Here is a 21591-nt window from a genome sequence, read left to right as displayed (position 1 = left end):
TCAATGCCCCTTCTCGGCAGCCACCTGTTCCTTGGACGTCTTGTCCTTGAACAGGGTACTGACCACCACATAGAACAACGGCACCCAGAAGATCGCCAGCACGGTCGCGGAGATCATGCCACCGATAACCCCGGTACCAATCGCGTGCTGACTACCGGAACCGGCGCCAGAGGAAATCGCCAGCGGCACCACGCCGAGGACGAAGGCCAAGGAGGTCATGACGATCGGACGCAGACGCATGCGGCACGCCTCCACCGCGGCATCGACGATGGGTTTGCCTTCGCGTTCGTGCAACTCCTTGGCGAACTCCACGATCAGGATGGCGTTCTTCGCCGACAGGCCGATGGTGGTCAACAGCCCCACCTTGAAGAACACGTCGTTGGACAGCCCGCGCGTGGACGTCGCCAGCAGCGCGCCGATGATCCCCAACGGCACCACCAGCAGCACCGAGAACGGGATCGACCAGCTCTCGTAAAGCGCCGCCAGGCAGAGGAACACCACGATCGAGGACAGCACGAAGAGTGCGGTGGTCTGCGACCCGGCCAGGCGTTCCTCGAAGGACAGACCGGTCCAGGAGTAACCGATGCCCTTGGGCAACTGCTTGACGATGTCCTCCACCGCGGCCATGGCCTCACCGGTACTGCGGCCGGGCGCCGGCTCACCGAGGATTTCCATGGCCGGCACGCCGTTGTAGCGCGAGAGCTTCGGCGAACCATAGCTCCACTTGCCGGTGGCGAAGGCGCTGAACGGCACCATCTGGCCCTGGCTGTTGCGCACGTACCACTTCTCCAGGTCTTCCGGGCTCATGCGCGCATCGGGTTGCCCCTGCACATAAACCTTCTTCACCCGGCCGCGGTCGATGAAGTCGTTGACGTATTTCGAACCCCAGGCGATGGACACCGTGGTGTTGATATCCGAGAGGGACACGCCCAGGGCGCTGGCCTTCTCGTCATCGATCAGCAACTGATACTGCGGCTCATCGTTCAGGCCGTTGGGACGCACGCGCTGCAGCACCGGGTTCTGCGCCGCGAGTTGCAGGAACTTGTTGCGCGCCTGCATCAGGGCTTCATGACCGACACCGGCCTGGTCCTGCAGGAAGATGTCGAAGCCGACGGCGTTACCCAGCTCCAGTACCGCGGGCGGAGCGAAGGCGAACACCATGGCGTCCTTCAGGCTGAAGAAGTAGCGCTGCGCGCGTTGCGCCACGGAGAACACGCTGTTTTCCGCACCGGGACGCTCTTCCCAGGGCTTCATCATGATGAAGGCCATGCCCGAACTCTGACCACGGCCGGCGAAGTTGAAGCCGGTAACGGTGAACACCGAGCTGACCGCGTTGTTCTCCTTGGTCAGCAGGTAGTCACGCATCTTGTCCACCACCTGCTGAGTACGCTCCGCGCTGGACCCGGAGGGGGTCTGCACCTGGGCGAAGAGCACGCCCTGGTCCTCATCGGGGAGGAAGGACGTGGGAATGCGGGTGAACAGCCAGATCATGCCGGCGACGATCACCACGTACATCAACAGATAAGGCGCGCGGTGCTTGAGGATGGAGACGACGCCGCGCTCGTAGCTGTGGGTAGTGTCGATGAACTTGCGGTTGAACCAGCCGAAGAATCCGCGCTTGTGCTCGCCATGGTCGCCCTTTTCGACGGGTTTGAGCATGGTCGCGCAGAGCGCCGGGGTGAGGATCAGCGCCACCAGCACCGACAGGGCCATGGCCGAGACGATGGTGATGGAGAACTGCCGGTAGATCACCCCGGTGGAACCGCCGAAGAAGGCCATCGGCAGGAACACCGCGGACAGCACCAGGGCGATGCCGACCAGCGCGCCCTGGATCTGGCCCATGGACTTGCGCGCGGCCTCCTTGGGCGACAGCCCCTCCTCGGCCATCACCCGCTCGACGTTTTCCACCACCACGATGGCGTCGTCCACCAACAGGCCGATCGCCAGCACCATGCCGAACATGGTCAGGGTGTTGATCGAGAAGCCGAACGCCGCCAGCACGCCAAAGGTGCCGAGCAGCACCACCGGTACGGCGATGGTCGGGATCAGCGTGGCGCGGAAGTTCTGCAGGAACAGGTACATCACCAGGAACACCAGCAGGATCGCCTCGCCGAGGGTCTTGACCACCTCATGAATGGAGGAGGAGACCACCGGCGTGGTGTCGTACGGGTAGACGATCTTCATGCCCTGCGGGAAGAACGGCTTCAGCCGATCGATGGTCGCGCGGATCTCCTTGGCGGTATCCAGCGCGTTGGCGCCAGTGGCCAGCTTGATGGCGATACCGGAGGCCGGCTTGCCGTTGAACTGCGCGTTGATGCTGTAGTCCTGGCCACCCAGGCCGACCTGGGCGACATCCCTCAGGCGCACCTGGGAACCATCGGTGTTGACCTTGAGCAGGATGTTGCCGAACTGCTCGGCGCTCTGCAGGCGGGTCTTGCCGATGATGGTGGCGTTGAGCTGCTGCCCCTTGACCGCGGGCAGGCCGCCCAATTGGCCAGAGGAAATCTGCACGTTCTGCGCCGTGATCGCGGTGGCGACGTCGCCCGGGGTCAGCTGGAAGCTGTTGAGCTTGGTCGGGTCCAGCCAGATGCGCATCGCGTATTGCGAACCGAACACCTGGAAGTCGCCCACGCCCGGCGTCCGCGACAGCGGGTCCTGGATGTTGGAGACGATGTAGTTGGACAGGTCTTCCCGGGTCATGCTGCCGTCTTCGGAGACAACACCCACCACCATCAGGAAGTTCTTCACCGCCTTGGTCACACGGATGCCCTGCTGCTGGACTTCCTGCGGCAGCAAGGGCGTCGCCAGTTGCAGCTTGTTCTGCACCTGGACCTGGGCGATGTCAGGGCTGGTGCCCTGATCGAAGGTGACGGTGATGGTCATGCTGCCATCGGAGTTACTCTCCGAGGAGATGTAGCGCAGATGATCGAGACCGTTCATCTGCTGCTCGATCACCTGCACCACGGTGTCCTGCACCGTCTCGGCCGAGGCCCCCGGGTAGCTCACCTGAATGGCGATGGCCGGCGGGGCGATGGCCGGGTACTGGTTCACCGGCAACTGCATGATCGACAGCCCGCCCGCGAGCATGATCACCAGTGCGATCACCCAGGCGAAAATGGGCCGATCAATGAAAAACTTCGACATTGCGAAACCCCTTGGTTAACCCTGGCTGCCCGACGCGGCGCTCTCGCCGGCACCGCTGGCGGGCGCGACGTTCTTCGCCGGCACGGCCTTGGCGGTGGCGCCCGGCTGGACGAATTGCAGGCCTTCGGTGATCAAGCGGTCGCCCGGCTTGAGACCATCGGTCACCAGCCAGTAGGCACCGACGGTGCGCTCGGCCTTGATATTGCGCAGCTCGACCTTGTCGCCAGCGCCCAGCACCAGCGCGGTGGGCTGGCCACGCAGGTCACGGGTCACGCCCTGTTGCGGCGCCAGGATCGCCTGATCCTTGATGCCTTCCTGCAACTGTGCGTGAACGAACATGCCCGGCAACAGCTCATGCTTGGGGTTGGGGAAGACCGCGCGCAGGGTCACCGAGCCGGTGCCCTGGTCAACCGAGACCTCGGAAAATTCCAGGGTGCCTTCCAGCGGATAGGACGAACCGTCCTCGAGGAACAGCTTGACCTTGGCGGAATTGTCCCCGGCCTTCTGCAGTTGCCCGGCGGCCAGCTCGCGGCGCAGGCGCAGCAAAGCGGTGGAGGGCTGGGTCACGTCGACATAGATCGGGTCGAGTTGCTGAACGGTCGCCAGCGCGGTGGTCTGGCCGTCGGTCACCAGCGCGCCCTCGGTCACCGCCGAGCGGCCGATGCGACCGGAAATCGGCGACAACACCTTGGTGTAACGCAGGTTGATCTTGGCCGTGTCCACCGCGGCCTTTGCCTGCAGGGCCGCGGCCTGGGCGTTGGCGTACTCCTGCTTGCTGACGGCTTCGTCAGCCACCAGCAGCTTGTAGCGCTCGGCCTGCTGCTGGGTCGACATCAGGTTGGCCTGGGCGCTCTGGTAAGTCGCCTCGTAGGTCGACGGATCGATCTGGTAGAGCTGCTGGCCTTCCTTGACGTCGCTGCCTTCCTTGAACAGGCGCTTGAGAATGATGCCGTTGACCTGAGGCCGCACCTCTGCCACCCGGAATGCCGAGGTACGGCCCGGCAGCTCGGTACTCAGGGAAACGGTCTGCGGCTGCAGCGTCACCACACCGACTTCGGGAATCTGCGCCTGCTGCGGAGCCTCGCTCTTGCCACAGCCGGCGAGGGTCGCCATGGCGGCTAGCAGAGCCGTAACCAGTACGCGCTTGGCTGGCGTTCGTTGCATATCGTTGTCCTCATGAGCGAAAGCGACCGGCCCGGTGACTGGCGACCGGGCCGGAAAGGCTGGCAAAATACTTACATTCAAGTCTGTTTGTAAATGCTCGAAAGCCTTGAAAGGAAGCACATGAAACGATTTAGCCAACAGGCAACGCTTCAGCGGAACTCCGACAAGGCCGAAATGAATTTTCATAAAGTTGATAGCGTCAACTAAAATAAGCAAAATGCGCGAGCCGATCAATCGGCTTTACATTCCTTTTACCTGCTCCCTGTCATGACCAATCCCATAAATCCCGACCTGCCGATGAACCTGATGGCGCTTTTCGACCATCTACGCACGCGCCTGCAAATCGGGTTGATCGAGCACGGAATCGACCTCACGCCACCCGATATGCGTCTGCTTGAATTGATAGGTGCGGGCGAAGGACTCAACCTGCAGGACGTCGGCCGGCAGATGTGCCGAGACAAGGCGCTGATAACCCGCAAGGTCAAGGAGATGGAAGCCCGGGGCTTGGTCCGGCGCGAGCGCAACCCGGAAGACCAGCGCAGTTTCCAACTGTTTCTCACCGAGGCCGGCAAAGTCGTCGATGCACAGGCCAAGGCCATACTGGCGCAAACCCATGACAACTTGTTTGCCTTCCTCAGCGAGGCCGAGCAGGCGACTTTCGCCGACTTGCTGAAGCGTTGCCTGGACAACCAGTCCGGCTGTCTCGACGACTTTCCTCAATAACCTGAACGCCGGCATGAGCCGGCGCTCGCGGAGCGCTGCGTCCTATTGACGCACACCTTCCACCGAGAGCGTCAGCTCGACGTCCTGGGAAGCCGGGCCGAGGTCGGTCTGAATGTTGAAGTCCTTCAGTTTGAGCGTGGTGCTGCCGACGAAACCTGCGCGGTAGCCACCCCACGGATCGTCGCCCTGGCCGACCAGTTCGGCCTTGATGGTGACCGGCCGGGTCACGCCGTTGAGGCTCAGGTTACCGATGATCTCGGCCTGCTTGCCGTCGGCCTTGACGGCGGTGGACTCGAAGGTCGCGGTGGGGTTCTTGGCGACGTTGAGGAATTCCGCGCTGCGCAGGTGCTTGTCGCGCTCGGCGTGGTTGGTGTTCACGCTATCGGTCTTGATGGTCACCTTGACCTTGTCGGCGGCGGGATTCTTCTCGTCGAAGGTGAAGGCGCCGTCGAAGTCGTCGAAACGGCCGTAAAGCCAGCTATACCCCAGGTGTTTGATGCGGAACTCGATGAAGGCGTGCTGGCCTTCCTTGTCGATCTGGTAGTCGGCGGCCATGGCCTGGCCGGCGCCGAACAGTGCGCAGCCGAGCGCCACGGCGGCGAGGGTCTTCTTCAGCATGGGGACTCTCCTTGAGCAATGGGTGAACGTCAGTCCGTGGATCGACCGAGCATGCGCCGCAGGGTCGCATCGCGGTCAATGAAATGGTGTTTGAGCGCCGCCAGGGCATGGAGCACGGCGAGCACCACCAGCGCCCAGGCCAGGTACAGATGGAAGGCACCGGCGATATCGGCCTGGTCGGTCAGGCCGCTCAGGGTGGCCGGCACCTCGAACCAACCGAACACGCTGATGGGTTTGCCCTCGGCGGTAGGGATCAGGTAACCGGCGATCATCACCGCGAACAGCAACAGGTAGAGGGCCAGATGGCCGAGCTTGCTCGCGATGCGGGTCAGCCGGCCGTGATTGGCCGGAGCCGCGGGGGGCGGGCTGAGGAAGCGCCAGAGGACGCGGACGATGAGCGCGATCAGCAACAGGATGCCGATGCTTTTGTGGATTTCCGGCGCGCGGTGATACCAGCTGTCGTAGTAGTCCAGCTCGCGCATCCATAGCCCCAGGCCGAACAGGCCGAATACCGCCAGGGCACTGGCCCAATGCAGAAAGAGACTGACCAGACCGTAGCGGGAAGACGTATTGCTCAATTGCATCGATGAGCTTCCTGAAAAACCGAGGGGGTTAGACTAGCGGCAAAACCATCGAATTAAAGCGAAAACTCCGGCTTTGAAACATCGCTTCACAAGATGGTCTTGCCTGCCAACGATAAGCCTGAAAGGGCTGACAGAGGTTCCCGTAAGAAGATCGCGCTGGCGAGCATCTCCGTCAGCGCCGGGCGCCAGCGTCGACGGACGCACAAAAAAGCCGGGGCACCCTAGGGTGCCCCGGCTTTTTCATTCAGCAGCGAATTCTGCCGGCCAGACCTCAGAACAGGTCAGTGAACCAGGAGAAGAAGCCCTTCTTCTTGCCATCATTCGCAGCAGCCGGCGCCGCCGGTGCTTCCGCCGGCTTGCTGTTGCTGGCGACCACCTGGGGCGCTTCGATGGTCTTGCCCGCGGAAAGATCGCGAAGCTGTGCGGCGGCGCGCTTGCCGCTGCGCAGGGCGCCTTCGATGGTGCCCGGATAGAGCGCATCGGTGTGCTCGCCCGCGAAGGCGACGTGGGACAGCGGTTGTTCCCAGGTACGCCAGAAGCGGCTGATCTGCCCGGGACCGAAGGCCACGTAGGAGCCGCCGGTGCCGACTTCGGTGCTGTAGCGGCGCAGTTCGTAGCCGTCGAACGCACCGCGCATCTTCGGATAGAACTTGTTCATGCGGATCAGCACCTGGTCGACCATCTGGCGGTCGCCGAAGGCCTGCATCACCCGCGCGTTGTCGCCGGACAGGTTGATCAGCACGTTGGCCGCGCCCTTGAGCGCCGGCTCGACCCAGATCATGCCGAGGCCCTGGTCGCTGTAGATCTCGCCGGACAGACGCGACTTGTCATCCCAGACCGGGCGCTTGAACTTCATCAGGATCTGGTCGTGCCAACCGTAGTTGGTGTCGCTCAGCGCCGCCTGCTGCTTGGCGCTCAGGCCGGGGCTCAGCTGGATCTGCGCGAGGGCGCGCAGCGGCACCGTGACCACCGCGTAGTCGGCCTTGTAACCGGTAGCGCCGACCTTGACGGTGACGCCGTCCTTGTCCTGGCTGATCGAGGTGACTCGGGCGTTGGTCTTGATGTTCTTCAGTTGCTTGACGAAAGCCTGCGCCAGCACCTGGCTGCCGCCCGGCAGACGCGCGGCGCGCAGGTCGCGGTCATCGACGTTGCGGTAGACCCGGCCCTGCTGCGCGAGGTAGAGCAGCGACAGGCGCGACGGCTCGTCGTAATGCGAGCGGATGCGCTGGTTGACCAGCAGGCGCGCGGTCGGCGACAGGTTCAGCTTGTCCAGCCAGCGTGCGGCGTTGAGCTGGTCGAGGGCGAACAGGGTCTTGTTCGCCAGCGGGTTGAGCGGGTCGTCGATGGAAGCGGCGAGCTCGTCCAGGGACTTCTCGTAACGCTTCAGGTCGGCCGCCACCGCCGGCATCTTCTGCTGCAGGTCCGCGGCGCTGTAATAGATGCCGTCGATCAGGTAGCCCGGGGTACGCACGAATTCCGGGGCGGGCACGCTCTTCAGCTTGAAGGTATCGAGGTAACCGTTGAGCGTCGGCTGGACCTTGACGCTGCCCAGCCACTCGCTGGTGGCCAGGCCGGAGCGCCCGCCGATCTGCGACTTGGCCTCCAGCAGGGTGACCTGCCAGCCGGATTGCTGCAGTTCATAGGCGGCGCTGAGGCCCGCCAATCCGCCACCGACGACGATCGCCGTCGGTTGCTTGTCCTTGCCCAGCGCCGCCGCGCTGAGCGCCGCCAGTGCCAGCAGCGCGGCAGCGCGCAGCCATCCCAATTTCATCGTGCATCCCCCAACATGGTGCAAAGCCGCGCAGCATACGCCAGCGCCCGGTAACCGGCCAGATGCCTCTGTCGCCGGCGTGTCGCGGCGCCGCGCTTGTCCGTCAGACGGGCGCTAGGTCTGTTGGCGGCGCGTGGCCCGCCCCTCTGGGTCGCGCGGCTTGCGACGAAACGGCAACAGCCCCTAGTCTTGCCCGACTTCAAGAGGAGACTGCCGATGGGCCTCAACGCCGAGTGGATGCAGCGCGACCTGGAGGTGCTCTGGCACCCCTGCACGCAGATGAAAGATCACGAACGCCTGCCGGTGATACCGATCCGCCGCGGCCAGGGCGTGTGGCTGGAGGACTTCGAGGGCAAGCGCTACCTCGACGCGGTCAGCTCCTGGTGGGTGAATGTCTTCGGCCACGCCAACCCGCGCATCAACCAGCGCATCAAGGACCAGATCGACCAACTGGAGCACGTGATCCTCGCTGGCTTCACCCACCAGCCGGTGGTCGAGTTGTCCGAGCGGCTGGTCCGCCTGACACCGGCGGGTCTGGACCGGGTGTTCTACGCCGACAACGGCTCATCCGGCATCGAAGTGGCGTTGAAGATGAGCTATCACTACTGGCTCAACTGCGGCCAGCCGGCGAAGAAGCGCTTCGTCACCCTGACCAACAGCTATCACGGCGAGACCGTGGCGGCCATGTCGGTGGGCGACGTGTCGCTGTTCACCGAAACCTACAAGTCGCTGCTCCTGGATACCCTCAAGGTGCCCAGCCCGGACTGTTACCTGCGCGCCGCGGGGGAAAGCTGGGAAGCCCACTCGCGGGCCATGTTCGAGCACATGGAGCGCACCCTGGAACAGCACCATCACGAGGTCGCCGCGGTCATCGTCGAGCCGCTGATCCAGGGCGCTGGCGGCATGCGCATGTACCACCCGGTGTACCTCAAGCTGCTGCGCGAAGCCTGCGACCGCTACGCTGTGCACCTGATCCACGACGAGATCGCCGTCGGCTTCGGCCGCACCGGCAGCATGTTCGCCTGCGAGCAGGCCGGGATCACCCCGGACTTCCTGGTGCTGTCCAAGGCGCTGACCGGCGGCTACCTGCCGATGGCCGCGGTGCTCACCACCGACAAGGTCTACCAGGCCTTCTACGACGACTACAGCACCCTGCGCGCCTTCCTCCATTCGCATACCTACACCGGCAACCCGTTGGCCTGCACTGCGGCGCTGGCGACCCTGGACATCTTCGAGCAGGACAAGGTGATCGAGGCCAACAAGGCCCTGGCCGCGCGCATGGCCTCGGCCACCGCGCACCTGGTCGAGCATCCGCACGTCGCCGAAGTGCGCCAGACCGGCATGGCACTGGCCATCGAGATGGTCCAGGACAGGTCCAGCCGCGCGCCCTACCCCTGGCAGGAACGGCGCGGCCTGAAGGTCTACCAGCACGCCCTGGCGCGCGGTGCCATGCTGCGCCCGCTGGGCAACGTGGTGTACTTCCTGCCGCCCTATGTGATCACCCCGGAAGAAATCGATTTCCTCGCCGAGGTGGCCAGCGAAGGCATCGACATCGCCACCCGCGATGCCGTCAGCGTCGCCGTCGGCAACCTGTATCCGCACCACCGCGATCCGGGCTGAGATCCGCCACGGGCTTCAGGCTGCCGGCGCCAGGCAGTAAACTGCGCGCCAGCAGCCCTAGCCCGAATCCTTGCCCATGCGCCTTTCCCGCTTCTTCATCGACGCCCCCCTGTCCCTCGGCCAGCACGACCTGCCCGAAGCCCAGGCCCATTACATCGGCCGCGTCCTGCGGCATGCCGCTGGCGACGCCGTTCAGTTGTTCGACGGCTCCGGCCAGGAGTTCCTCGGCGAACTGATCGAGGTCGGCAAGAAAACCGTGCGCGTGGCGCTGCGCGAGTCGTTCGCCGGCATGGCCGAGTCACCCCTGCGTATTCATCTCGGCCAGGGGCTCTCGCGCGGCGAGCGCATGGACTGGGCGATCCAGAAAGCCACCGAGCTGGGCGCCAGCGAAATCACCCCGATCGTCAGCGAGCGCTGCGAAGTGCGCCTGAAAGACGAGCGCGCCGACAAACGCACCGCGCACTGGCGCCAGATCGCCATCAGCGCCTGCGAGCAGTGCGGTCGCTCCGTGCTGCCGAGGATCAACGCGCCGCTGCTGCTGGGCGAATGGCTGGCATCCACCGAAGCCGAGCTGAAGCTGGTGCTGCACCCGGTGGCCGAGGCGTTGCTCAGCCACGCTCGGCCGGCGAGCCTGGCCTTCCTGATCGGCCCGGAAGGCGGTCTCAGCGACGCCGAAGTGGAACAGGCCAAGGCCGCCGGCTTCCAGGCCGCGCGCCTCGGTCCACGGGTGCTACGCACCGAGACCGCGCCGGTGGTGGCGCTGAGCGTGGCACAGCAGCTCTGGGGCGATTTCTGAGGTCGGCGTAGGGCGGAAGCGCTCGGGATCGTTGCCGATGGGTATCGCTTCGCTCCACGCCATCCTACGGGCGAGCGCTCAGATTCCGCGCAGGGCCACGCCGGCCAGGCCCAGCAACAGCAGGCCGCAGCCGGCGTAGCTGACGCGATGCCAGAACAGCGAGGTGTTGCGCCGCAGCCAATCCACCAGGGCCGCGCAGAGGAAGCACCAGATCAGCGACGAGAGCATGAAGCCCGCGAAGAACACCAGCGACTGCGACTGGCTCGGCACGCCTTCGACGATGCCTGCCAGCGCGCTGCCCAAGGCGCCCCAGTACACCAGGTTCTTCGGATTCGACAGAGAGATCACCGCCCCCGAGGCGAAGGCGTTGCCGGCAGAAGTCGCCGCCGCGATATCGTCCAGCGGCGGCCGCCAGGCATCCCGCAGGCCCTGGACGCCAAGCCAGGCCAGGTAGGCGGCGCAGGCCAGCGTCAGCGGCAGACGCACCTGCTCATGGGCCAGCAGCAGGGCCAGCCCGGTGAGCCCGATCAGCGCCCAGAGCGCATCGCCGATCAGCGAGCCGAGTTGCACCAGCAGCGCCGGGCGGAAGCCGCCGGTCAGGCCGCGGCGCAGGGTTTCGCTGAACACCGCGCCTGGGGAGACATTGAAAGCGAAGCCGAACAACAGGGCGGCGAAGAAGATGGCGAGCATGCCAGGGCACTCCAGAGAATCACGATTGCCGCGATTATCCGCAGGGCCGAGCGGGAAAACTTGAACCGGATTGCTCGGTCTCAGCCGCGCAAGCTGCGCTGGTAGCGCCCCGGACTCACCCCATAGGCGCGGCTGAAATAGCGGGTCAGGTGGCTCTGATCGGCGAAGCCCAGGGCATGCGCCACCTCCCCCACCGACTGGCCGCCGCGCAGCAACGCCAGAGCGCGCCGCGTGCGCAGTTGCATGGCCCATTGCCTCGGGCTGAGGCCGGTGTGCTGCTTGAAGGCCCGCAGCAAATGGAATTTCGACACCTGCACCTGCGCCGCCATGGCGTCGAGGCTGAGGGATTCGGCGAGGTTGGCGGCGAGTAACGCCTGCAACTGCTCGACGGGGCGCCGGCCCAGCGCCGTGGCGGGCGGCAGGTGAGTGCCCACGGCCTGCGACAGCGAGCCCAGCAACAGGGTCAGGTGCTCCTCGCCACGCTCGCTGACGAAGGCGTCGGCGGACAGCGCCTGCGCCACCGCCACGGCGAGTTCCGCGGCCAATGCGGGCTGGCGCAGCAGCGGCCGGTCGAAGGCGACGCGTTGCAGACCCAGGCTCTCGGCCAGGGCCGTCTCCGGCACATAAAGGCTGACGAAGCGCCACGGCTGGCCGTCGGCGGCGCCGCCGCCCTGGATCTGTCCGGGGTTGTACGCGGTGATGTCGCCGCTGCCGGCACTGAAGGCGCGCCCATCGAGCCAGATATCCTCGCGGCCGCAGAGGTTGGCGCTGATGACGAATTCGTCGTGGCTATGTTTTTCGAAACGATGGCCGCTGAGGCTGGCACTGGCCACCTCGAAGCCGGAGCCGCTGTCCCGGCCACCCAGCCAGGCATGCCGCATGGCCATCGGCGGCCTCAGATCAGCCCGGCGTCGGCGAGCTTCTGCTCCAGCGCGACCAGGTCGGGGATACGCGCCAGATCAGGGCCGATGCTGACCGCTGCCAGCTCCAGCGGCGCCAGTTCGACGTCGGCGCGAGCCAGCTCCGGGCCGACCTTCACCGAACGCGGGATACCTTGCACCAACAGGGCGAGGAACTTGACCTGCGGCCGCCCACCGAGGGCGTTGATGACGATGACCCGCGCGCCGGCGCCAACCTCGGCGCTGCCGCGGGATGCAGCCTCGAAGGACAGCAGCGGCAGGCGCAGGTCGCGCCAGGCGATCTGCCCCAGGTACCAGGCCGGCAAGCCCGGCTGGGTCTGCGGCGGACGGTAGGTGATGAGCTCGGCCACGGCGACGTTGGGCAGCAACAGGGTGCGATCGCTCAGCGGCACCAGCAGGCCGGTCAGGCTGGATGGCGCCTCGTCCTTGGCCGGAGGCTTGGCCGCGACGGCGGTGGCTACGGTTTCCTGTGGCAGGGAAAGATCGCTCATGACTCCACTCCAGGCGACACGCACTGCGCCGCCAGATGATTGACCAGGGCCGCCGCCAGCTCGCGCGGATCGGCCGAAAAGCTACTGTAACCGCCTTCGCGCAAGCTGTCCGGCATGCTCGAACAGGCGCAGCTATCGGCACGCTGGGTCCAGATCTCGGCGCCCTGGCGGCGCACATAAGCCGCCGCCGCGCTGCCGTCGCTGCACATACCGCTGAACGCTATCACGCCACACTGGCTGCCGAACTGTTGCGCCAGGTTCAGCATCATTTGATCGATGGACGGACTGTAGGGCTCCGGCCAGGCGCGCGGGTACAGGCGCATGCGGCCATCCTCGGCGAAGCCCAGTTCCTGGCGCACCGGCACCACGACCACCTCGCCGGAGCGCAGCCAATCGCCATCGCGGGATGGATTGACGTGCCACTGGCTATGCCGGCCGACCGCCTGCGGCAGGTTCTGTTCGAACGCCGGGTCGATGTGCTGGGCATAGAGGAAAGCCACCGGCAAACCGCCGGGCAGGGCGTCGAGGAAGGCTTTCACCGCCGCCGGACCGCCCAGGGAAGCAGCCAGCAGCCAGACCTGCCGTGCCGGCTCGCCGGCCTGCAGCGGCGAGGCCGCGAGGTCTTCCGGCAGGCTGATACGGCTCGGCCGCTGGGCCTCCGCCAGCAGGGCTTCTAGGCTCAGGCCGACGCCGCCGCTGGGATCGCCCACCAGACGGCGCAGCTTGCCGACCAGGCGACGCTCCCAGCGCGGGTAATGTTCCGAATGCCGCTCGGGCGCGTGGCCTTCGCCGAACAGTACCGGCACCCGCGACTGTTCCAGCAGGCTATCGAGCAGCGGCGAGTCTTCCTGCTGGGCCAGATCGAGCAGCCACAGGTCGGTCTCGCAGGCTTCCAGTTGCGCCTCGTCGAGGCGTCCCGGGTCGCTATTGAGCACCACCCGATAGCCATGGCCCGCCAGGGCCTGCTGCAGGACATGTCGCTGCAGCGAGGTGTCGGCTATCACCGCAATCCTTGCACCGGCTTGATCAGGCATGGGAGTTGACCAGTTGGATAATGCTGTCGAGCAGCTCGGATTCCTGATAGGGCTTGCCGAGGTAGCGGTTGACACCGATACCCAGCGCACGCTCGCGGTGCTTCTCGCCAGTACGCGAGGTGATCATGATGATCGGCAGGTCCTTCAGGCGTTCGTCGTGGCGTACCAGGGTCGCGACCTCGAAGCCGTCCATGCGTGGCATCTCGATGTCCAGCAGCATGATGTCGGGCTTGTGTTCCTGCAGTTGGGCGATCGCGTCCACCCCGTCCTTGGCGGTCAGTACGTTCATGCCGTTGCGCTCCAGCAGGCGGCTGGTGACCTTGCGCACGGTGACCGAGTCGTCCACCACCATGACCAGGGTCGGCCGTTGCTGCTCGCCTTCGGCCAGCGGCGCATTGGGCAGCGCGCGGTTTGGCTGGGCGTGCAGGGCGAGACTGGCCAGGCGCGCACGGATGGTCGCCAGCAGGTCGAGAATCACCACCACGCGACCGTCACCGAGGATGGTCGCGCCGGAGATTCCGCCGACCCCGGCGAACTGCGCGCCGAGGCTCTTCACCACGATTTCGCGGGAGCCGGCCAGGGCGTCGACCTGGACTGCCACCGCGTGCTCGGCGGAGCGCACCAGGATCACCGGCAACGGCAGCGACTGGCCGACCAGTTTCGGCTGCTGGCCGTTGTTCAGCAGGTCGCCGAGGTATTTCAGCTCGTAGTCCTGCCCGGCGTATTCGAAGCGCGGGGCGTGCCCTTCGTTGGCGCCGCCCTCGTAGAGCGCCTCCAGCTCATAGGGGGAAACCCGCACGATGCCCTCGATGGTGTTCAGCGGCACGGCGTACAGGTCTTCGCCGGAGAGCACCATGAGCGCACGGTTCACCGACACGGTGAACGGCAGGCGGATGTTGAAGCGCGTGCCCTGCCCCGCTTCCGAATGGATGCTCATCGAGCCGCCGAGTTGCTTGACCTCGGCGTTGACCACGTCGAGACCGACACCGCGCCCGGAAATCTGCGTGAGCTTCTCGGCGGTACTGAACCCGGCCTCGAGGATGAACTGCAGCACGTCATGCTCGGACAGCTCGGCGTCCGCCGCCATCAGGCCGCGTTCGATGGCCTTGCGGCGCACCGCGTCGAGGCGGATACCGCCACCGTCGTCGGCCAGGGTCAGGAGAATGTCGCCGCCCTCGCGTCCGAGGGTCAGGCGGATGGTGCCGGCCTCCGGTTTGCCGGCGGCACGGCGCGTCTCGGCGGATTCGATACCGTGGTCGACGGCGTTGCGCAGCATATGCTCCAGCGGCGCGACGATGCGTTCGAGCACGCTGCGGTCCATTTCGCCTTCGGCGTTGCCGACGATGAATTCGACCTGCTTGCCCAACTCGCCGGCGACCTGCCGGACGATGCGCCGCAGGCGCGGCACCAGGCGATCGAAGGGCACCATGCGGGTACGCATCAGGCCTTCCTGCAACTCGGTGTTGACCCGCGCCTGTTGCAGCAGCAGGGTTTCCGCGTCGCGGTTCTTGGTCGCCAGGGTTTCCTTGAGGTCGAAGAGGTCGGACGCCGACTCGAAGAGCGCGCGGGACAGCTGCTGCAATTGCGAGTAGCGGTCCATCTCCAGCGGGTCGAATTCCTCGTAGCCGGCGCGTTCGGCATCGGCCTGGTGGCGCGAGAGAATCTGCGCCTGGGTCTCGGTATCCAGGCGGCGCAGTTGGTCGCGCACCCGTTCGATGGTCGCTTCCATTTCCCCCAGCGTCGCGCCCACGTCGCTCACCTGCTGCTCGACGCGGCCGCGGAAGATGGAGGTTTCCCCCGCCAGGTTGACCAGGTTTTCCAGCAGTTGCGCGGGCACCTTGACCAGTTCCTGCGGCGCACGGCGTGCCGCCGCTTCCTGGGCGGCCTCCTGGGCGCGCTTGACGAAGGGCAGGACTCTCGCCGGCTCGCTGCGCGGCGCTTCCGCGACCGCCATGATGGCGCCGCTCGGCAGGACCGGGACCGGCGCCGGAATGTCCGCGGCGCTCGGCGCAGCGGCCTGTGCTTCGGCTTCCGCCTCGGCGGCGGCATCGGCTTCACCCAGGCGCTGGCGCAGGCTGTCCACTTCACTCTGCAAGCCTTCGAAGCCCGACTGCACGTCCAGCAGCAGGCTGTCCGGCCAGGGCGCGCCCTGGCGCTGGGCATCGCTCAGGTGCTCTTCCAGGTCGTGAGCGAGGTCGCCCAGGGCGTTCTGCCCGGCCAGTCGCGCACCGCCCTTGAGGGTGTGGAGGATGCGCTGCAATTCGTCGAGGGCGCCGTGATCGGCCTCGGCATCCCAGCGCCCGAGGCACTGTTCCATGGCTTCGAGCAGGTCGTCGGCTTCTTCGAGGAAGATGTCGAGGATGTCCGCCGCCGCATCGTCGGCCAGCGACGCCAGCGCGGGCAACGGCTGCAGGGTGACGCTCGGCGGCACGCTCAGTTGTTCGTCGGGGTTCGCGCGGAAGGCGCGGATCGCCTCGACCAGGCTGTCGCCTTCGGGAACCGCGCGCTTGGCCTGCACCGCATCGAGCATCTCCGCCAGGCGGTCGTGGCAGCGCTGCAGCAGCGCGAAGAGCCCCGGACTGGCGCGCATGCGCCCGGCGCACAGGCCTTCGTAGAGGTATTCCAGTTCGTGGGCGAGGTCGCCGATGGGGCGCACTTCGGCCATGCGCGCGCCACCCTTGAGGGTGTGCAGGTCGCGCTGCAGGGCTTCCAGTTCGACGCTGTTGTCGACGTTGCCCATCCAGCGCTGCAAGGCGCCGGCGGCACTCTCGAGGATGTCGAAGCCTTCTTCGAGGAAGATATCCAGCAATTCCTGATCGTGAACCTCGTTCACGACGAACTCGTCAGGCGACAGCCCAGGCGCGGCCTCGGGCGGCGTCTCGCCGCGCGGCTCCGTCTGGGCGTCGATGTCGCTTTCCACCCCTTGCAGGAAGGTGGCCAGATCCACTTCTTCGATGGCGCGGGGTTCGTCGCCGGCTTGAATCGACGCCGGGTCTTCCCCATCGAGCGCGGCCAGCGGCGCTTCGGCTTCGGCTTCGGCTTCGGCTTCGGCTTCGGCTTCGGCTTCGGCTTCGGCTTCGGCTTCGGCTTCAGGTTGTGCCGGTGCCAGCGGCGCGGTCAATTCCGCGGGGTTCTGGCGGAAGGCACGGATGCGCTCGATCAGCGCCTGCGGGTCGCTCAAGGGCGCGCCGGCCTGCAGTTGCTCCAACTGGCGGGCCAGGCAATCGTGGCACTGATGCAGCAGCTCGCCGAGGGCGGCGCTGGATTGGTAGCGGCGATCGAGCAGCCCCTCGTAGAGCGATTCCAGCTCATGGGAGAGATCGCCGATCGCGCGGATATCCGCCATGCGCGCGCCACCCTTGAGGGTATGCAGGTCGCGCTGCAGGGTGGACAGCGGCGCCAGCGTTTCCGGGGCCTGGCACCATTGGTCCAATGCCTGGCCGGCGCTGTCGAGGATGTCCACGGCTTCTTCCAGGAAGATCGCCACCATCTCGTCGTCCAGCGCGCTCGACGCCGCGGACTCCGGTTGTGCGGCGCTTTCCTGCGGATGTTCGGCCACTGCCTGCTGCGGCTCCGCCGCAGGCCATTTCAGCTCTTCGGGGAGGTCTTCGATCGCCGTCGGTCGCGGATTCAGCAGCAGGTCTTCGTCTTCCGCAGGGAAATCGTCGGGACTCAGGCCATCGAGGTCGATGAACGCCATGTCCAGTTCTGGCAGCACGCTCGATGGCGCTTCGTCAGGTTCGGCCGGCGCGTTGTCGAGCAGTTGCCGCAAGGCCGCGATCTGCTGCGGACAGGCAGAAACCTCCAGCGCCGCCGCCACCTGGTCCATCATGCCGATCAATGCCTCATGGGCATCGGCGGCGGCAGCGAAGAAATCGTCGGCGACCGTCAGCCGTCTCTCCTGCACCGCTTCGTAGACCGCCAGCAGCGCCTCGCACAGCTCGGCCATCTGCGGCAGCTCGGCAAGTTGCGCACTGTGCCTGAGGGTCGTCAGTTCGTCGTGCAGGGCGCCCAGTTCCTGGCGCTCCTGCGGATGCTGGCGCCAGCGGCCGAGCAGTTCTTCGGCATCCAGCAGGATGTCCATGCCTTCGCTGAGGAACAGGCCGAGCACTTGCGGATCGCTGCCCTGGCCGCTGTCGCCGCGTCGTTGGGCGGCGGCGGCTTCCAGGCGCTCCTGCTGGATCTGCGCGATCCGCTCGAGCAGCTCGGCGCTGCCGGCGATGGGCGCCAGCGGCTGGCCGGCGGCCAGTTGGTCGAGACCGACGCGGAACAGTTGTTCGGCTTCGTGAAGCAGCTCGGCTTCGCGCAGGTCGACCTTGAGCAGGTTGGTCTTGAACTCCTTGACCAGCCGTTCCAGCGGCGTCGCCACTTCGGCGATCGGCAGCAGCCCGGCCATGTGCGCGCTGCCCTTGAGGGTGTGCAGGGCGCGCTGCAGGTTGTCAGTGACCGGCTGCGGCAGCTCGCGGGCGCAGTCGGCCAGGAAGCCGATCAGGGTTTCCAGGTGGGCCTCGGCCTCGTTGCGGAAGATATCCAGCAACTGCGGGTCCAGGCCCTCGTCTTCTTGCGCCGCGGGTGGCGCTTCTTCGACAACGGCGTCGGCGGCGTGCGCGGCCTTGTCGCCCTCCGGCGGCGGCACCGGCTGCCCCTTGGCCAGGGCATGGGCGGTGGCGGCGAGCAGGTCGACATCGTTGCGTTGGCGCTGGGCAATGGCGGCGAATTCGTCGACCAGCGCCGGCATCAGCGCAACCACATCGGCGACCACCTGCAGTACCGCGGGATGCGCGCTGATGCTGCGATCGAGCACGCGGTTGAGCAGGTTCTCGATGGACCAGGCCAGCTCGCCGATGACCAGCGCGCGGACCATGCGGCCGCTGCCCTTGAGGGTGTGGAAGGCTCGGCGGATTTCCGTCAGGGCCTCGCGGTCCTCGACGTTGGCCTGCCAGCGCGGCAGGTATTCACCGATGGTCTGCAGAACCTCGCCGGCTTCCTCGATGAAGACCTCACGCAGCTCCTCGTCCACCGGCTCTTCGTCGAGCGGCGGCGGCAACAGACTGGGCGGCACCTCGCCGGCCGGCGGGTTGATCGCCTGGGCCGGAGCGGCCATGACCTCGGCCAGCGACAGCGGTTTGGCCGCGGCTTCGGCGGCGACGGGCGCGACCGGTGGGGTCGGCAACTCGACTTCCGGCAAGTCCAGCCCAGCCATGCCCAGGGCATCCCAGGCCTGCTCACCGGCGCCCGGCAACGCGGCGTCCGCCGAGGGCTCGTCGAGCGCCAGCGATTCCGCCTGCGGCCAGTCTTCCAGCGGCTCCAGGGGCTCCAGGCCAGACAGCTCATCCAGGGCGACGAAATCGCCCAGCTCGGCCGACGATTGCTCAGGCGCCTCGTCGGCGGCCGTCAGTTGCCAATCCTCCAGCGCCGGCAGGGGCTCCGACGTCGCCGGCGCGCCGGCCATGTCCCAGTTCAGTTCGTCGGCGACAGCCGAGGCCGGCGCCGCATCCGGCTCTACCGACTGTGGAGCGGACGCAGGCTCCGTCGCCTCGTTGCGCAAGAGTTCTTCCAGGCTCAGCCATTCCCGTCCACCGGGCAGCTCGGCAGGCACGGCCGGCAGTTGCTCGGCCAGCTCCCAGTCCGGTTCGGCGGGTGCCGCTTCCGGTTCGCGCTGATCGATGGGCGGCGGCAGTTCGGCCAGCGTCCAGCCTTCGACCGTGGCCAACGGCTCGCTTGCGGCCGCGCCGGGCGTATCGCTCAGATCGAAGTGACTCAGGTCGAAATCGGCGTTATCGGCGACGGCCAGATCGAGACTGTCGGGCAAGGGCTCGCCGCTCGGCGAGGTATAGGCAGACGCCAGCTCCCAGCTCGGCTCGCTGACGGACTCCGCGCTGCCCTGGGCATTCTCCAGCGGCGCATCCAGACTGAAATCGATGCCTTCTTCGACGGCATCCGGCGCGGCGATTTCGCCCAGGGTCCAGTTGTCGTCGGAGGCCAGGAGAGCGGATGGCGCCTCGGCTTCGTGGTGCGGCTCCAGGTCCAGTTCGTCGCCATCAGGCAGCGGTACGCTTGCCTGTGCCACCGGCAATTGCCACTCCGGCTCGGTCTGCGCAGGCAATTCGCTCGCCAGCGGGGCGACGGTGTCGTCGATCGCTGACGCTGGCATGAGCGCCGCGAGGTCGAGCGGCGCCGGCTCGGGCACGGCCTGTTCCTTGACCACCGCTTCGGCGGCTTCGGCGGCCAGGCTGTCGATTTCCGCAAAGGGATCGGCCGGTGGTACGGACAAGGCCTCGGGCTCGGGCTCGGGCTCGGGCTCGGACGGCGCGTCGAGGATCGAAGGACGCGGCGTCAGCGAATAGCCGAGGGTGTCGAGGCTTTCCTCGGCGACGTCGAGGATCAACTCGCCCTGGCTGCCGCGATCCTCGGAGAGGCGCTCCAGGTAGTACTCGACGCCGGTGATGGCGTCGGCCAGGGTGTCCAGGCTGGTCCAGTCCGGCACCGCCTTGCGCACCAGCAGTTGTTCCTGGATATAGCGGTTGCAGGCGTCCAGCAGGTTGGCCGCGCGTGTCTGGGCGATCATCGCCAGGCCGCCACGGACCTGGGTCAGCAGCTCCGGGACGCGGGCCAGATGGTCGTGGTTCCACTGCGACGCGATGAACTCAATGATCGCGTCCTTGGCCTGCTCCAGGCCATTGCGCGCTTCCTTGATCACCACTTGGTGGATCTGCTCGACGTCGGTGGTCGGCAGATGGTTTTCTTCGCTGCCCGGCTCCTCGCTGGGACCGGCCATGCCGGCCAGGGTCGCCTCGACGTACAAGAGCGCGCCGGCCACATCCATCAGCACCGCATCGCTGGGCTCGCGCTGGCCGCTGGCGATGGAGCCGACCACCTCGATCTGGTCGAGGATGACCTTGCGCGGCTGGCCGAAGCCAAGCACCGCCAGGGTATCGGCGATCTGTTTGAGCGGCGTCACCAGGCCCTGCAACTCGCCCACCGAGGCGCGGTCGCTGCGCACGAAGAGGTCGAGGCTGTCCTTGACCCGCACCAGTTCCTCGCAGAGCGCGCCAACCACCGAGCGCATGGCATCACGGTCCGGGCCGGCCAGACGGGCGCGCTCTTCATCGACCACGGCGGCGCCCGGCAGGGCGTCGTCGAGGCGGTATTCATCCTTTACCGCACGAACCTTGGGTGTCTGGTCGGAGGCCTTGGCCACATAGAACAGCAGGTTCTTCACCAGTTCGTCGGGCGCGGCCTGGTTCATGCCGTCGACGCCCTGCTCGACCAGGCGCTTGAACTCGCGGTCGACCTGGCGCAGCAGATTGCGCACCGTGGTGCCGTTGGCGATGCTGCCGTTGGCCAGACCTTCGATGATCGCCGAGGCGATGGTCCACAGGCGCCCCAGCGGGGCGTCCTGGCACAGCGATTCGAGGCGCGCGAAGACCCGCGCCAGGTAGCCCAGGTTGGTCGGCAGGTCCTGGTTGCGAATGACCCCGACCAGCGCCACCTGCAGCATTTGCCGCAGCTTGCGCAGCAGCGCCGGCAGTTCGGCGGTGCGCAGGCGCGCCAGGGCATCCGAGGGCAGCACCGGCTTGCCCTGCGACAGGTCAGGAGAGAACAGGCTGGTTTCCGAGAGCAGCTTCTCGCCGCGCGCGGCGCGCAGGTCGTTGAGCAGCGGCAGCACGACCATCGGCAGGTCGCGGCGCGCACTCTGGATGCGGTCGAGGTAGGCCGGCAGTTGCAGGATGGCCTGCATCAGCACTTCCAGGGCCTCGCCCTGGCTGGGCACGCGCTTGTCGATCAGCGCCTGGGTGAGCTGCTCCATTTCCTCGGCGAGCAGCGCCGCGCCATAGAACTCGACCATCTGCAGGGTGCCCCGCACCTGATGGACGTAGGCCAGGCAGAAGCCCATGCGTGTGGGGTCCTGCGGGTTCTCGACGAACGCCTCCAGGGCCTGCCGCGCCTGCTTGAGGGTTTCGGCGATCTCGCCTTTGACCCATTCCAGGGCGACATAATCGTGCCGATCACCCATAGCCACTCCACTCATGTGC

Annotated in this window: 13 protein-coding genes; 3 read left to right on the top strand and 10 right to left on the bottom strand. The window is 66.6% G+C overall.

The annotated features are described in order from the left end of the window. On the bottom strand, window positions 1-3144 hold the full coding sequence (locus BLQ74_RS17605; protein WP_090264521.1) for an efflux RND transporter permease subunit: 3144 nt from the start codon (window positions 3142-3144) through the stop codon (window positions 1-3). A 15-nt stretch (window positions 3145-3159) separates the two neighbouring features. Next, window positions 3160-4308, bottom strand: coding sequence for a multidrug efflux RND transporter periplasmic adaptor subunit MexA (gene mexA / locus BLQ74_RS17600; protein ID WP_139199082.1), 1149 nt, complete (start codon window positions 4306-4308; stop codon window positions 3160-3162). A gap of 267 nt (window positions 4309-4575) precedes the next feature. Between mexA and BLQ74_RS17595 the strand changes: the two genes are divergently transcribed. Next, a complete protein-coding gene (locus BLQ74_RS17595) occupies window positions 4576-5031 on the top strand; it encodes a MarR family winged helix-turn-helix transcriptional regulator (RefSeq protein WP_090264517.1) in 456 nt (151 codons plus the stop codon). Window positions 5032-5073: 42 nt separating this feature from the next. Here the strand turns inward: BLQ74_RS17595 and BLQ74_RS17590 are convergent, their stop codons facing one another. From BLQ74_RS17590 to BLQ74_RS17580, 3 genes are all read right to left on the bottom strand, one after another. Beyond that, complete coding sequence (locus tag BLQ74_RS17590; protein WP_090264515.1) at window positions 5074-5649, bottom strand: YceI family protein; 576 nt, start codon at window positions 5647-5649, stop codon at window positions 5074-5076. Window positions 5650-5678: 29 nt separating this feature from the next. Continuing rightward, window positions 5679-6233: a cytochrome b gene (locus BLQ74_RS17585; RefSeq protein WP_090264512.1), complete on the bottom strand. Its 555-nt coding sequence runs from the start codon at window positions 6231-6233 to the stop codon at window positions 5679-5681. A 271-nt stretch (window positions 6234-6504) separates the two neighbouring features. Beyond that, entirely contained in the window at window positions 6505-8004 is a 1500-nt protein-coding gene (locus BLQ74_RS17580) for a flavin monoamine oxidase family protein (protein WP_090264510.1), read from the bottom strand. 216 nt (window positions 8005-8220) lie between these two features. Here BLQ74_RS17580 and BLQ74_RS17575 point away from each other — a divergent pair, with 216 nt between their 5' ends. Continuing rightward, a complete protein-coding gene (locus BLQ74_RS17575) occupies window positions 8221-9624 on the top strand; it encodes an adenosylmethionine--8-amino-7-oxononanoate transaminase (protein ID WP_090264508.1) in 1404 nt (467 codons plus the stop codon). A gap of 76 nt (window positions 9625-9700) precedes the next feature. Continuing rightward, window positions 9701-10420 carry a 16S rRNA (uracil(1498)-N(3))-methyltransferase gene (locus tag BLQ74_RS17570; RefSeq protein WP_090264506.1) on the top strand — a complete coding sequence of 240 codons (720 nt, stop codon included), beginning with the start codon at window positions 9701-9703 and terminating at the stop codon, window positions 10418-10420. Between the two features lie 78 nt (window positions 10421-10498). Here the strand turns inward: BLQ74_RS17570 and BLQ74_RS17565 are convergent, their stop codons facing one another. The 5 genes from BLQ74_RS17565 to BLQ74_RS17545 all read right to left on the bottom strand — a co-directional run bounded on the left by BLQ74_RS17565 (window position 10499) and on the right by BLQ74_RS17545 (window position 21572). Next, window positions 10499-11110: a LysE family translocator gene (locus BLQ74_RS17565; protein ID WP_090264504.1), complete on the bottom strand. Its 612-nt coding sequence runs from the start codon at window positions 11108-11110 to the stop codon at window positions 10499-10501. Window positions 11111-11190: 80 nt separating this feature from the next. Further along, window positions 11191-11991 (bottom strand): AraC family transcriptional regulator, encoded by an 801-nt coding sequence (locus BLQ74_RS17560; protein ID WP_425287506.1) that lies wholly within the window; start codon window positions 11989-11991, stop codon window positions 11191-11193. Window positions 11992-12005: 14 nt separating this feature from the next. Further along, window positions 12006-12521 (bottom strand): chemotaxis protein CheW, encoded by a 516-nt coding sequence (locus BLQ74_RS17555; RefSeq protein ID WP_090264500.1) that lies wholly within the window; start codon window positions 12519-12521, stop codon window positions 12006-12008. Next, the gene (locus tag BLQ74_RS17550; protein ID WP_090264498.1) at window positions 12518-13555 is read right to left on the bottom strand and encodes a chemotaxis protein CheB; all 1038 of its coding nucleotides are present in this window, start codon (window positions 13553-13555) and stop codon (window positions 12518-12520) included. Before BLQ74_RS17550 ends, BLQ74_RS17555 begins: the two co-directional genes overlap by 4 nt. After that, window positions 13548-21572: a hybrid sensor histidine kinase/response regulator gene (locus BLQ74_RS17545; RefSeq protein ID WP_090264496.1), complete on the bottom strand. Its 8025-nt coding sequence runs from the start codon at window positions 21570-21572 to the stop codon at window positions 13548-13550. Before BLQ74_RS17545 ends, BLQ74_RS17550 begins: the two co-directional genes overlap by 8 nt. Window positions 21573-21591 lie beyond the last annotated feature (19 nt).

Source organism: Pseudomonas panipatensis (genome assembly GCF_900099785.1).
Classification (GTDB): Bacteria; Pseudomonadota; Gammaproteobacteria; order Pseudomonadales; family Pseudomonadaceae; genus Pseudomonas; species Pseudomonas panipatensis.
This window is presented reverse-complemented; position numbering and strand designations above follow the sequence as displayed.